This window comes from Pseudomonas sp. T1.Ur (assembly GCF_023516725.1).
GTDB lineage: Bacteria > Pseudomonadota > Gammaproteobacteria > Pseudomonadales > Pseudomonadaceae > Aquipseudomonas > Aquipseudomonas alvandae.
Genome location: NZ_JAMGSN010000001.1, coordinates 4,533,936 through 4,546,813, shown reverse-complemented (window position 1 = coordinate 4,546,813; position 12,878 = coordinate 4,533,936). Strand labels below are relative to the sequence as shown.

Sequence of the window (12,878 nt, the reverse complement as noted above, 5' to 3'; positions counted from 1 at the left end):
AGCTTCTAGCTTCAAGCGGCAAGTAAAAGCCCGCGGATGAGTGATCATCGGCGGGCTTTTTTGTTATCTGGAAGGACGCCATCGCGAGCAAGCTCGCTCCCACCATGGTCAGCGGTGAAGCAACCCCTGTGGGAGCGAGCTTGCTCCGGGCGGCGATCCGACGATGAGGCCGGTGCAGCCACCTCAAGACTTGGCGGGATACTCCCGATGCATCTGTATAAGCAACGCATCCTTGTCCTGCCACAACTGGTTGATCCAACCCTGGAACTCCAGGCGATAGTCCCCGTCCTGGTCGTAGCTTTTGCCGATGAACTGCGGCGGTATCTTCAACGCTTGGAAATGCACCACCACTTCGCCAACGTTGCCGCAGAGCAAATCCCAGTACCCCGGGCGACCGCCCGGATAATGGATGGTCACGTTGATGATCGACTCCAGTTGCTCACCCATCGCATCAAGCACAAACGCGATGCCGCCAGCCTTGGGCTTGAGCAAGTAGCGAAACGGTGACTGTTGCTGGGCATGCTTGCCTTCGGTGAAGCGCGTGCCCTCGACGAAATTGAAAATGCCCACCGGGTTGTTGCGGAACTTCGCGCAAGTCTTGCGGGTGGTTTCCAGGTCCTTGCCTTTCTTTTCCGGATGCTTTTCCAGGTAAGCCTTGGAATAACGCTTCATGAACGGGAAGCCCAGCGCCCACCAGGCCAGGCCGATCACCGGCACCCAGATCAACTCTTGCTTGAGGAAAAACTTCAACGGGCGGATGCGTCGGTTCAGCACGTACTGCAACACCATGATGTCGACCCAGCTCTGGTGATTGCTGGTGACCAGATACGAATGCTGGTAATCGAGGCCGTCCAAGCCGCTTAGATGCCAGCGGGTAGGGCGTACCAGGTTCATCCACGCCTTGTTGTTGCTGATCCAGGCTTCATGGATATGGCTCATCAGCCAGTCGGTGAAGCGCTGGGCGGCGGGGAAGGGCAGCAGCAGTTTGAAAATCGCCACGATGAACAGCGGTGTGCAGCAGGCGATGGTATTGAGCGCCAACAACAGCGAGGCAATGACGCCGCGCAAGGGGACAGGCAGGAAATCCAGCATTGATCAAATATCCATGGGTCGGTTGGCGGCCTGGATTGCGGTCAGGGCGATGGTGTACACGATGTCGTCGACCTGGGCGCCGCGCGGCAAGTCGTTCACCGGCTTGCGCAGGCCTTGCAGCATTGGCCCGAGGCTGACGCAATCGGCGCTGCGCTGCACGGCCTTGTGGGTCGTGTTGCCGGTGTTCAGGTCCGGGAAGATGAACACCGTGGCCCGGCCCGCCACCTGGCTGTTGGGCGCCAGTTGCCGCGCCACGGTTTCGTTGGCGGCGGCGTCGTATTGCAGCGGGCCGTCGATCAGCAGACCGTGTTGGGCCTCGTGGGCCAGCAGGGTGGCTTCGCGGACTTTTTCCACTTCTTCGCCACTGGCCGACTCGCCGCTGGAATAGCTGAGCATCGCCACCCGTGGCGTGATGCCGAACGCGGCGGCCGAGTCGGCGCTTTGCAGGGCGATTTCCGCCAGTTCCGCTGCGCTGGGGTGCGGGTTCATCACACAGTCGCCGTAGACCAGGACTTCTTCGGGAAACAGCATGAAAAACACCGACGACACCAGCGAACAGCCCGGCGCGGTCTTGATCAGTTGCAGGGCCGGGCGGATGGTGTTGGCGGTGGAATGAATGACGCCCGAAACCAGCCCGTCCACTTCATCCAGCGCCAGCATCATGGTGCCGATCACCACCGTGTCTTCCAATTGCTGCTCGGCCATGGGGGCGTTCAGGCTTTTGCTCTTGCGCAGCCGCACCATGGGCTCGACGTAACGTTCGCGAATCGCGTCCGGGTCGAGAATCTCCAACCCCGGCGGCAGTTCGATGCCTTGGGCGCGGGCCACCGCTTCGACGTCGGCCGGTTTCGCCAGCAATACGCAGCGGGCGATGCCCCGGGCCTGGCAAATGGCAGCGGCCTGGACGGTCAGCGGTTCGCTGCCTTCGGGCAACACGATCCGTTTGTTGGCGGACTGGGCACGCTGGATCAATTGATAGCGGAACACCGCGGGCGACAGGCGCATCTCCCGTGGCGTGCCGCAACGCTGGTGCAGCCATTTGGCGTCCAGGTGACTGGCGACGAAATCGGTGATGATCTCCGCGCGTTCGCGGTCATCGATCGGGATTTCCTTGTTCAGGCCGTGGAGCAGGTTGGCGGTGTCATAGGAACCGGTGCTCACCGACAGTACAGGCAAGCCCGCCTGCAAGGCGCCACGGCACAGCTCCATGATGCGCGGGTCGGGCAGGGTGTCGCTGGTCAACAGCAGGCCGGCCAGCGGCACGCCGTTGATCGCCGCCAGGCTCACGGCCAGGATGATGTCGTCGCGATCCCCGGGGGTTACCACCAGCACGCCGGGCTTGAGCAGTTCCACCGTGTTGCGCATGGTGCGGGCGCAAATGATGACATTGCTCATGCGCCGGGTTTCGTAGTCACCGGCATTGAGCACCTGCGCGCCCATCAGGTCCGCGACGTCGCGGGTGCGCGGGGCGTTGAGTTCGGGGCGGAACGGGATGCAGCCGAGCAGGCGGAAGTCGCCGCTGCGCAGCAACGGCGAGTGCTCCTTGAGCCGGGCGGTGAACGCCTCCATGCTTTCGTCGGTGCGAACCTTGTTCAAGATCACGCCGAGGACTTTCGGGTCCTTTGGCCCGCCAAACAGCTGCGCCTGCAACTCAACGCGGCCGGACAGCTCCGTCAGCACTTCGTTTTCCGGCGCTGACACCAGGATGACTTCGGCGTCCAGGCTCTTGGCCAGGTGCAGGTTGACCCGTGCGGCATAACTGGCGCTGCGGGTCGGGACCATGCCTTCGACGACCAGCACGTCCTTGCCGATGGCTGCCTGCTGGTACAGGGTGATGATTTCTTCCAGCAATTCGTCGAGCTGGCCATCGCCGAGCATGCGCTCCACGTGGGCCAGGCCCAGCGGCTGTGGCGGTTTGAGGCCATGGGTGCGGGCCACCAGTTCGGTGGAACGTTCCGGGCCGGTATCGCCAGGGTGAGGCTGGGCGATGGGTTTGAAGAAGCCGACTTTCAGCCCGGCCCGTTCAAGTGTACGCACCAGCCCCAGGCTGATGGAGGTCAGACCCACACCAAAATCGGTGGGCGCGATAAAAAAAGTTTGCATGCGGATTCTCTAAGGGTGCATGACGAGTGCCCTGAATTTGCGCAACAGGGCACCAGGGCGCGACCTATGGCTGGTCGTCTACCCACAATTCAGTCGCCAAGGTTATCGCTAACCGGGCCCTGAGCGCACCAGCCGCAATCAAAGGGCTGGCCTGATTTTTCAATACGTTGCGCAGGGTCCAGCACCCAGGCCCGGGACTGCCACGGTGGCTGGTGGCGCAGATGCTGGGTGTGGCCGCAGGACAGCTCGGCTACCCAGTGCCCATCTTCATCCTGATGGAAGCCCATGACCGTCGGTCTGTTAGCGCTAGCCCGTTTGTCCGGGTTCCGTTCGCTTTCGGGCAAATCCTTGTTTAGACTTGTCCGTTCTTCATTCTTATGCAAAAGGTCTCGCCCCATGCTGATCGCCGCCAATAAGGCTGTCTCCATCGACTATACCCTGACCAACGACGCTGGTGAGGTCATCGACAGCTCTGCCGGCGGCGCTCCGCTGGTCTACCTGCAAGGCGCAGGTAATATCATTCCAGGTCTGGAAAAGGCCCTGGAAGGCAAAGCCGTCGGTGACGAGCTGAAAGTGGCCGTTGAACCGGAAGACGCCTATGGCGAATATTCCGCTGAACTGGTCAGCACCTTGAGCCGCAGCATGTTCGAAGGCGTGGATGAGCTGGAAGTGGGCATGCAGTTCCACGCTTCGGCGCCCGATGGCCAGATGCAGATCGTCACCATCCGCGACCTGGAAGGCGACGACGTCACCGTTGACGGCAACCACCCGTTGGCCGGCCAGCGCTTGAACTTCCAAGTCAAGATCGTTGACATCCGTGACGCCAGCCAGGAAGAAATCGCCCATGGTCACGTCCATGGTGAAGGCGGCCATCACCACTGATTTCTGCGCTACGCTCAGGAAACCAGTGAACTGGAAAGGCGCCTTATGGCGCCTTTTTAGTCGCTTGCTGTTAGCATCACCCATGGCTGTTTCGAAAAGATCCGCAAACCCTGGAGTTCGTCATGAGTGCTTTCCACGACCTTAAATTGAAAGCCCTGGATGGTCAGGAGCTTCCTCTGGCGCCTTTCAAGGGGCGAGTCGTGCTGGTGGTCAACGTCGCCTCCAAGTGTGGCCTGACGCCTCAGTACACGGCGTTGGAAAATCTTTATCAGCGATACAAGGACAAAGGGTTCAGCGTGCTGGGCCTGCCCTGCAATCAGTTCGCCGGGCAAGAGCCGGGAACGGAGCAGGAAATCCAGGCATTCTGCAGCCTCAACTATGGCGTGACGTTCCCGCTGTCCAGCAAGCTGGACGTGAACGGTCCCGACCGTCATCAGCTGTACCGCCTGCTGGCGGGCGAAGGGGCCGAGTTCCCAGGAGACATCACCTGGAATTTCGAAAAATTCCTGCTCGGCAAGGACGGCCGGGTGCTGGCGCGTTTCTCACCGCGTACCGCGCCGGATGATCCTGCCGTGATCCAGGCGATCGAGAAAGCGCTGGCCTGATCCCCGTAGGAGCTGCCGAAGGCTGCGATCTTTTGATCTTTCGCTTGAGACTAAATGTCAGGGAAAAGATCGCAGCCTCGTTGCACTCGGCAGCCCCTACGTACCGATCAGGAGCATGTCCCCTCGCCACGGTGCTTAAGTCACACACGGTCCCTTCTAACCCTTAATCACTCCAATCAATAGTGCTATCCAGCGCTGCGCACGCTCCATATTATCGTCGTCATATCTGAACTGCGACGCGTTCCCTGGAGAGCCTGATGCCTGTACAAGCCCTGTTCAAACCTTTTCACCTCGGCGCCCTCGAGCTGCCGACCCGGGTGGTGATGGCGCCGATGACCCGTTCCTTTTCGCCGGGTGGCGTACCGAACGCCAAGGTGATCGAGTATTACCGTCGTCGCGCAGCGGCTGGCGTCGGATTGATCATCACTGAAGGCACGACGGTCGGCCACAAGGCGTCCAACGGTTATCCGAACGTGCCGCACTTCTATGGCGATGCCGCGCTGGCGGGTTGGAAAGAAGTGGTCGATGCCGTGCACGCCGAAGGTGGCAAGATCGTTCCCCAGTTGTGGCATGTGGGCAGCGTGCGTCGCATCGGGACGGAGCCGGACGCCAGCGTGCCGGGTTATGGTCCGAGCGAAAAACTCAAGGATGGCCAGGTGGTGGTCCACGGCATGACCCAGGCGGACATTGACGACGTCATCGCCGCCTTCGCCCAAGCGGCCAAGGACGCCCGGGACATCGGCATGGACGGCGTGGAAATCCATGGCGCCCACGGTTATCTGGTTGACCAGTTCTTTTGGGAAGGCAGCAACCAGCGCACGGATGGCTACGGCGGCAGCCTCGCCAATCGCTCACGTTTCGCGATCGAATTGATCCGTGCGGTGCGCGCGGCCGTGGGCGAGGGTTTTCCGATCATCTTCCGTTTCTCCCAATGGAAACAGCAGGACTACACCGCGCGCCTGGTGCAGACGCCAGAAGCGCTGGCTGAATTCCTCAAGCCCTTGGCCGACGCTGGCGTGGATATCTTCCACTGTTCCACACGTCGCTTCTGGGAACCGGAATTCGAAGGTTCCGAACTGAACCTGGCCGGCTGGACCCGTAAACTCACTGGCAAGCCAACGATCACCGTGGGCAGCGTCGGCCTGGATGGCGAGTTCCTGCAGTTCATGGTCAATACCGACAAGGTTGCGCAACCGGCCAGCCTGGAGAAACTGTTGGAGCGCCTGAACAAGGAGGAATTCGACCTGGTCGCGGTGGGGCGTGCGTTGCTGGTGGATCCGGATTGGGCGCAAAAAGTACGCGAGGGGCGGGAGCAGGAAATCTTGCCGTTCAGTCGCGAAGCATTGATGACCCTGGTTTAAGCGGCGCCTGATCCGCCGCTATCGCGAGCAAGCTCGCTGCCACATTTGATCTTCAGCGCACTCATTGTGGGAGCGAGCTTGCTCGCGATGGCGACCTCAGCATCACCGAATAATCAAAGCACTGTCGGCGCAGCAGGCAGCACCTGCTCGCCCACGCAAACGCCGCGCAACTGCGCCTCGAACTGCTCGACCACCGAGGCCCAGCCCTGGCGGCTGGCATGCTGGCGCGCATTGAGCCGCACGCACCGCAAGGCCTCGCGTTCTTCCAGCAGCCAACGAGCGGCGTCGCAGAACGCTTCTTCATCCCCCGGCATCGCCAACACGCCGTTATAGCCATGACGGATGTGTTGCGCCGCTGCCGCCTGATCGTAGGCCACTACGCCCAGCCCGGAGGCCAAGGCTTCCAGCACGACATTGCCGAAGGTTTCGGTCAGGCTTGGAAAAATGAACATATCCCCCGATGCGTAATGGACGGCCAATGCTTCGCCTCGTTGCGCTCCACAAAAAATGGCTTCGGGTAGTTGTTGTTCGAGGGCGAGCCGCTGCGGGCCGTCGCCCACGACGACCAACTGAATCCGTCGCGTCGGAAAAGCGTTGCGCAGGGTGTCGAAGCTGCGCTTGAGCAGCCCCAGGTTTTTCTCCGGCGCCAAGCGTCCCACGTGAATGACCGCGATGTCGTCATCGCCCAGGCCCCAGGTTTCGCGCAGGGTCGTCGAGCGTTTGGCTGGATGAAACAACTGGCTGTCGACGCCGCGCGACAGCATCGCCACGCGCTCGAAATGCCGGCGCTCGAGCTCCAGGCGCTGACTATGGCTCGGCACGAGGGTCAGGCGGGAGCGGTTATGAAACCAGCGCAAATAATGGGTCAGCACTCGGCTCAACAATCCGAGCCCGTACTGTTGGGTGTATTGCTGGAAGTTGGTGTGGAAGCCGCTGACCACGGATATGCCCAGGCGCCGCGCCGCCCGCAGGGCCGACAAACCCAGTGGTCCTTCGGTCGCGATGTACAACACGTCGGGGCGATGGCGTTTCCAGCGGCGCAGCAGCTTGTGCATCGAGGCTTGCCCCCACTGCAAGCCCGGGTACCCCGGCAGCGGCCAGCCTCGACAGAGCAATAGCTGGTCGTCGCTGGCCTGGCCTTGATCACCGGCCTGACGGGGGCGGATCAGCTCCACCCGGTGCCCGCGGGCACGCAAGCCCTCGTAGAGACGGCCGAGGGTGTTGGCTACGCCGTTGATTTCCGGCGCAAAGGTTTCGGTAACGAGGGTAACGTGCAGGTGTGTGGTCATGACCCCAGTGTCGACCGGGGCCGTTTCGTCATTGTGACGCCCGCATGATGGATTTGTGACCGGCTCAGCCCTGTCGCGCCAACGCCGTCTCGGCCCCCTGCTCGCGCACCCAGAACAGCGTCGCCCCGGCCACCGCTGCCGGCATCATCAGGACGTTGACCACCGGGATCAGCAACACCAGGTACACGCTGCCGCCAAAGCCCAGGCTCTGCCAGCGTTTTTCCCGCAGCCAGGCGAGCATTTCGTTCCAGCCCAGCTTGTGGTTGTCCGCCGGGTAGTCGATGTATTGGATCGCCATCATCCAGATGCCGAACAGCAACCACAGCGGCGCGGCCACGATATTGATCACCGGGATGAACGACAGTACGAACAGGCCCAGGGCCCGCGGCAGGAAATAGCCGAGCTTGCGCGCTTCCCGGGCCAGCGTCCGGGGGATCATGGCGATCAGTTCGCCCCAACTGAACGCCGGGAAATCATCCGTGCCGCGTACCACCACTTCGACTTTCTCGGCGAGAAAACCGTTGAACGGTGCAGCGATGATGTTGGCGAGCATGGTGAAGGTGAAAAACACCATCAGCACCACAAGGACGACGAACAGCGGCCAGAGGATATAACTGAGGAAGCCCAGCCAATCCGGTAGCGACGGCATCAGCGTATCGACCCACAGGCTGAACTGGTGGCCAGCCAGGTAGATCAACCCGACGAACAGCACCAGGTTGATCGCCAGGGGCAGCAGCACAAACAGCCGCAGGCCGGGGCTCAAGATCAGTTTGAGACCCTCTCGCAAGTATTGCGGGCCGGACAGGACGGGGGCGGGCATAGGTGGCTCCGAGGATAGGTGGACGCGCCGACCTTACCGGCTTTGCTGGATGCAGGAAAGCCACGACACGGCGTGTAACAAAGGTTTAAGGTTCGTCGCTATCGCACACGCCGCAGCGAATAGAGCTCACCTATGAGCTGGATTGTTAAACCGTATTTCCTTAATCTTCGCTCCCTCGATACGCTGCACCCATTCTTTTTTCAGGACTGTCGAACCCAAGCCTTCCCCAAGTGCATCAACGGTCCTTTTTTATTCGCGCCGCTCACCCGGCGTTCCGGCCCGCAAGGTCCGGTCAACAGGAGCAGGTCATGTCTGAAGTCCGTCATTCGCGTGTGATTATTCTCGGTTCCGGCCCTGCCGGTTACAGCGCTGCGGTTTATGCGGCCCGTGCCAACCTCAAGCCGCTGCTGATCACCGGCATGCAGGCCGGCGGTCAATTGACCACCACTACCGAAGTCGACAACTGGCCGGGCGACGTCCACGGCCTGACCGGTCCGGCCTTGATGGAACGCATGAAGGAACACGCCGAGCGCTTCGAGACCGAGATCGTCTTCGACCACATCAATGCCGTGGATTTCGCCGCCAAGCCATACACCCTGACCGGCGACAGCGCGACCTACACCTGTGATGCCCTGATCATCGCCACTGGCGCCAGCGCTCGCTACCTGGGCTTGCCGTCGGAAGAGACGTTCATGGGCAAAGGCGTTTCCGCCTGCGCCACTTGCGACGGTTTCTTCTACCGCAACAAGCCAGTGGCTGTGGTCGGTGGCGGCAATACCGCGGTCGAAGAGGCGCTGTACCTGGCCAACATCGCCAGTACCGTTACCCTGATCCACCGTCGCGAAACCTTCCGCGCCGAGAAGATCCTCATCGACAAACTCAATGCACGCGTCGCTGAAGGCAAGATCATCCTCAAGCTCAACGCCACCCTGGACGAAGTGCTGGGCGACAACATGGGCGTGACCGGTGCTCGCCTGAAGAACAACGACGGCAGCTTTGACGAGATCAAGGTTGACGGCGTATTCATCGCCATCGGCCACACCCCGAACACTTCGTTGTTCGAAGGCCAGTTGGAGCTCAAGGACGGTTACCTGGTGGTCAAGGGCGGCCGTGACGGCAACGCCACCGCCACCAGCGTCGAAGGCATCTTCGCGGCTGGCGACGTGGCCGACCACGTCTATCGCCAGGCCATCACCTCGGCCGGCGCCGGTTGCATGGCGGCCTTGGACACCGAGCGTTACCTGGACGGCTTGCAGAACGCTTCGTTCTGATTCATAGGGCACAAAAAAACCGGCTTCGGCCGGTTTTTTAAGGCCTGTCACATGACCAACGGGTGGATGCCGAGCCCTTGTGGGAGCGAGCTTGCTCGCGATGGCGTCAGGTCAGCCGGCATCGATGTTGACTGATACACCGTCATCGCGAGCAAGCTCGCTCCCACAGGAGACTGTGTAGTGAGAAGGACGGTGATCAGGCCAGCTTCGCCAGGCACGTTTCCAGGATATCCAACCCCTCTTCCAACACCGCCGGCTCGGTCGTCAACGGCGCCAGCAGCCGGATGATGTGCCGCGATTTTCCGCTGGGCATCAGCAGCAAACCCGATTCCCGCGCCGAGGCCAGTAATTGCGTCAGTTGTGCCGGGGCCGGGGTGCCGTCGGCGTGGGCCAGTTCGATGCCACGCATCGCGCCGACGCCAGTCAGGCGGCCCAGATAAGGCGTAAGGCCGCGACGGCGCCAGGCTGCATGGCGGCTGACCATTGCCTCTTCCTGCCGCGTACCCCAGGCTTGCAGGTTGGCGTCGGTCATCTCGTCCAGCGTTGCCAGCGCGGCGGCGCAGGCGAGGGGGTTGCCGGAGTAGGTGCCGCCAAGACCACCCTTGGGCAGACTGTCCATCAGCGACTTGCGTCCCACCACCGCGCCCAACGGGACACCGCCGGCGATGCTCTTGCCCAGCAGGATCAGGTCGGGCTCGATGCCCAGTCGCGAAAATGCAAAGCGCTGGCCGGTGCGACCGAAACCGGACTGGATCTCATCGATGATCAGCACGATGCCCTTGTCGTCGCAGAACTGTCGCAGCGCTTGGGCGAAATCCACGTCCATCGCCAGGAAGCCGGCCTCACCCTGCACCGGCTCGACGATAAAGCAGGCCACGTCGTTCACATCGATCTCGACACTGAACAACCTGTCCATGGCTTTCAAGGACTCGGCGCACGTCACACCGTTATCCTGGCTAGGGTAGGGCAGGTGGTAGACAGGCCCGGGCAGTACCCCGACTTTTTGCTTGTAGGGCGCGACCTTGCCGTTGAGATTGAGCGTGGCCAGGGTCCGACCATGAAAGCCGCCATCAAAGGCGATGACCGCAGTGCGCCCCGTGGCGCCGCGCACAATCTTGAGGGCATTTTCCGCCGCTTCGGCGCCGCTGTTGGTGAGCATGCCGCTCACTGGGTAATCCACCGGGATAAACGCTGCCAGGCGCTCCATCAAGTCAAGATAAGGCGTATGGGGGGCTGCGTTGAACGCGTAATGAGTCAGCCGGGTGGCTTGCTCGCGGATCGCCTCGACGATGCGCGGATGACAGTGGCCGAGGTTCAACACACCGATGCCTCCGACAAAGTCGATGTAGCGCTTGCCGTCGGTGTCCCAGACCTCGGCATTTTTTCCATGGCTGAGGCTGATAGGGTGAACGAAGGAAATCGATTGGCTGATGGTTTCGCGGCTCATGGGGGGCGGCTCGGACGAAGAAAAGATGTCCGTTATCTAAGCCGCGAGCAGCAGCGCCCGGCAAACGAAATAAAGTTGCCGGGTCAATCATAAAAGTCGGGATGTGGTGAAGTGCGGCTTATCCGGGATGTGCAACCCGTGGCGAGGGAGCTTGCTCCCCGCCGGACTTGTAGGTGCTGCGTAGGAGCCGTGTAGGAGCTGCGTAGGAGCTGCCGAGCGAAGCGAGGCTGCGATCTTTCCAAAGAGATTTGAATCTCAAGCGAAAGATCAAAAGATCAAAAGATCGCAGGCTTCGCCAGCTCCTACGGGGCCCAGCGGGAGCAAGCTGCGGGTGGATCAGCGCTGTTGCAGCGGTTGGGCTTCGAACTTCACGCCGGCCAAGCCGTGGGCCATCAAGGCGCGGATATTGCCGTGGTCGCTGCCCTCGGGCGTGTTCAGCACCGAGCGATAATGTTCGCCGAATGCCAGGAGCGCTTCTTCATCGCTCAAGCCTTCAAGCAGTGCCAGGCCCAAGGTCTTGCAGGAGCCTTCGTTCTGCCCGGCGGCGTTCACAACGCCGCCGTTGTTGAAGGCTTGGGGCTGGTATTCGTAGCCTTCGGCAATAAAAGCCAGGGTGTCAGCGAAAGCATGTTCACCGCTTTTGAGGCTGGCGCGAAAGGTGTTCAGGTCAGGCATTGGGATTTCCTTTGGCGAACGCCGCTTGCTGTTCGGCGCTGGCCTCTTTCTGGTATTGGGCTTTCCATTCGGCATAGGGCATGCCGTAGACAACTTCACGCGCATCGTCGAGGCTGACCTCGATCTGGCGCTCGTCGGCGGCGGCCTTGTACCACTTGGACAGGCAGTTGCGACAGAAACCGGCGAGGTTCATCAGGTCGATGTTCTGCACATCCTTGCGGCTGTCCAGGTGGGCCACCAGTCGACGGAAAGCGGCGGCTTCAAGTTCCAGGCGTTGTTGGTCGTTCATGGGAGTCTCTGCGAGGCAGCTTCAAGGGGCAAGCTTCAAGCTGCAAGAGTGGATTTGCGGTGGTCAGGCTTGAAGCTTACAGCTTGAGGCTTGCAGCTGCTACGAAGTAGCCCGACTTGCCGCGAGGGTAATCGACACTGACTCGGCGAAGCGCAAGGCGTGCGGCTTGTCGACTTCGACCTCGGCGTACAGCACCGATTCGTTGGCCATGACCAGGTCCAGCAACTCCTGGGTCAGGCGTTCGAGCAGGGCGAAGCGGTTGCCTTCCACATGGGCGATGATCGCCTTGGTGATGGTGCGGTAGTTCAACGCATGGTCGATGTCGTTGTCACGCACGGCCTCTTGTGCCGCGTAGAGGATGGTCAGGTTGATCAACACATCCTGTTTGTTGAGGATCTCGTCTTCATTGATCCCGATGAACGTACGCAGGCGCAGATCCTTGACCTTGATGCGCGCCATGGCGGGCTGAAGTTGTGGCATTTATTGGCTCCGTCGAATCAATTGCAGGAATTCCTGGCGGGTGTTGCTGGACTCGCGAAAAGCACCCAGCATCACCGAAGTGTTCATGGTCGAGTTCTGTTTCTCGACACCGCGCATCATCATGCACATGTGCTGGGCTTCGATCACCACCGCCACGCCGGCAGCCTGGGTGACCTGTTGCACCGCGTCGGCGATTTGCCGGGTGAGGTTTTCCTGGATTTGCAGGCGGCGGGCGAACATGTCCACCAGCCGGGCGATCTTCGACAGCCCCAGGACCTTGCCCCTAGGAATATAAGCCACATGGGCCTTGCCGATGAAGGGCAGCAGGTGATGTTCGCACAGCGAATAAAGCTCGATATTGGCGACGATCACCATTTCGTCGCTGTCGGAGGCAAACAGGGCACCGTTGACGATCTGCTCGACGCTCTGCCCATAACCATGGCAGAGGTACTCCATGGCCTTGGCGGCGCGCACCGGCGTGTCCAGCAGGCCTTCGCGCTCCGGGTCTTCGCCCAGGCCGATCAGGATCTCGCGGTAATGCTGGGGCGATAGGGCCATGGTGCT

14 protein-coding genes are annotated in these 12,878 nt (G+C 61.2%); 4 read left to right on the top strand and 10 right to left on the bottom strand.

Annotated elements, in window-relative coordinates:
* Window positions 1-183: 183 nt before the first annotated feature.
* The 3 genes from yihG to M8Q45_RS20220 form a co-directional block, all read right to left on the bottom strand.
* A complete protein-coding gene (gene yihG / locus M8Q45_RS20230) occupies window positions 184-1,092 on the bottom strand; it encodes a 1-acylglycerol-3-phosphate O-acyltransferase, YihG family (RefSeq protein ID WP_249876132.1) in 909 nt (302 codons plus the stop codon).
* Window positions 1,093-1,095: 3 nt separating this feature from the next.
* Window positions 1,096-3,195 (bottom strand): phosphate acetyltransferase, encoded by a 2,100-nt coding sequence (pta, locus tag M8Q45_RS20225; protein WP_030139875.1) that lies wholly within the window; start codon window positions 3,193-3,195, stop codon window positions 1,096-1,098.
* 89 nt (window positions 3,196-3,284) lie between these two features.
* Complete coding sequence (locus M8Q45_RS20220) at window positions 3,285-3,623, bottom strand: DUF3565 domain-containing protein (RefSeq protein ID WP_249876131.1); 339 nt, start codon at window positions 3,621-3,623, stop codon at window positions 3,285-3,287.
* Between M8Q45_RS20220 and M8Q45_RS20215 the strand changes: the two genes are divergently transcribed.
* The 3 genes from M8Q45_RS20215 to M8Q45_RS20205 all read left to right on the top strand — a co-directional run bounded on the left by M8Q45_RS20215 (window position 3,592) and on the right by M8Q45_RS20205 (window position 6,043).
* Window positions 3,592-4,077 (top strand): FKBP-type peptidyl-prolyl cis-trans isomerase, encoded by a 486-nt coding sequence (locus M8Q45_RS20215; protein ID WP_018612607.1) that lies wholly within the window; start codon window positions 3,592-3,594, stop codon window positions 4,075-4,077. The genes M8Q45_RS20220 and M8Q45_RS20215 overlap by 32 nt on opposite strands.
* Window positions 4,078-4,199: 122 nt before the next feature.
* On the top strand, window positions 4,200-4,682 hold the full coding sequence (locus M8Q45_RS20210) for a glutathione peroxidase (protein ID WP_249876130.1): 483 nt from the start codon (window positions 4,200-4,202) through the stop codon (window positions 4,680-4,682).
* Between the two features lie 257 nt (window positions 4,683-4,939).
* Window positions 4,940-6,043 carry an NADH:flavin oxidoreductase gene (locus M8Q45_RS20205; RefSeq protein ID WP_249876129.1) on the top strand — a complete coding sequence of 368 codons (1,104 nt, stop codon included), beginning with the start codon at window positions 4,940-4,942 and terminating at the stop codon, window positions 6,041-6,043.
* Between the two features lie 113 nt (window positions 6,044-6,156).
* On the opposite strand, the gene M8Q45_RS20200 is transcribed toward M8Q45_RS20205, so the two are convergent.
* Window positions 6,157-7,332, bottom strand: a complete 1,176-nt coding sequence (locus tag M8Q45_RS20200; RefSeq protein ID WP_249876128.1) for a glycosyltransferase family 4 protein — start codon at window positions 7,330-7,332, stop codon at window positions 6,157-6,159.
* Window positions 7,333-7,396: 64 nt separating this feature from the next.
* Window positions 7,397-8,152 (bottom strand): sulfate transporter CysZ, encoded by a 756-nt coding sequence (gene cysZ, locus M8Q45_RS20195; RefSeq protein WP_249876127.1) that lies wholly within the window; start codon window positions 8,150-8,152, stop codon window positions 7,397-7,399.
* 308 nt (window positions 8,153-8,460) lie between these two features.
* On the opposite strand from cysZ, the gene trxB reads away from it, so the two are divergent.
* Window positions 8,461-9,423, top strand: coding sequence for a thioredoxin-disulfide reductase (gene trxB / locus M8Q45_RS20190; protein ID WP_030139882.1), 963 nt, complete (start codon window positions 8,461-8,463; stop codon window positions 9,421-9,423).
* A gap of 196 nt (window positions 9,424-9,619) precedes the next feature.
* Here the strand turns inward: trxB and M8Q45_RS20185 are convergent, their stop codons facing one another.
* From M8Q45_RS20185 to folE, 5 genes are all read right to left on the bottom strand, one after another.
* A complete protein-coding gene (locus tag M8Q45_RS20185) occupies window positions 9,620-10,870 on the bottom strand; it encodes a 2-aminoadipate transaminase (RefSeq protein WP_249876126.1) in 1,251 nt (416 codons plus the stop codon).
* 336 nt (window positions 10,871-11,206) lie between these two features.
* Window positions 11,207-11,545 (bottom strand): HopJ type III effector protein, encoded by a 339-nt coding sequence (locus M8Q45_RS20180; RefSeq protein WP_249876125.1) that lies wholly within the window; start codon window positions 11,543-11,545, stop codon window positions 11,207-11,209.
* Complete coding sequence (locus tag M8Q45_RS20175; RefSeq protein ID WP_181287618.1) at window positions 11,538-11,834, bottom strand: DUF1244 domain-containing protein; 297 nt, start codon at window positions 11,832-11,834, stop codon at window positions 11,538-11,540. Before M8Q45_RS20175 ends, M8Q45_RS20180 begins: the two co-directional genes overlap by 8 nt.
* 99 nt (window positions 11,835-11,933) lie before the next feature.
* Window positions 11,934-12,314, bottom strand: coding sequence for a dihydroneopterin triphosphate 2'-epimerase (gene folX, locus M8Q45_RS20170; protein ID WP_025211888.1), 381 nt, complete (start codon window positions 12,312-12,314; stop codon window positions 11,934-11,936).
* Window positions 12,315-12,872 (bottom strand): GTP cyclohydrolase I FolE, encoded by a 558-nt coding sequence (folE, locus tag M8Q45_RS20165; protein ID WP_249876124.1) that lies wholly within the window; start codon window positions 12,870-12,872, stop codon window positions 12,315-12,317.
* Window positions 12,873-12,878: the final 6 nt, after the last annotated feature.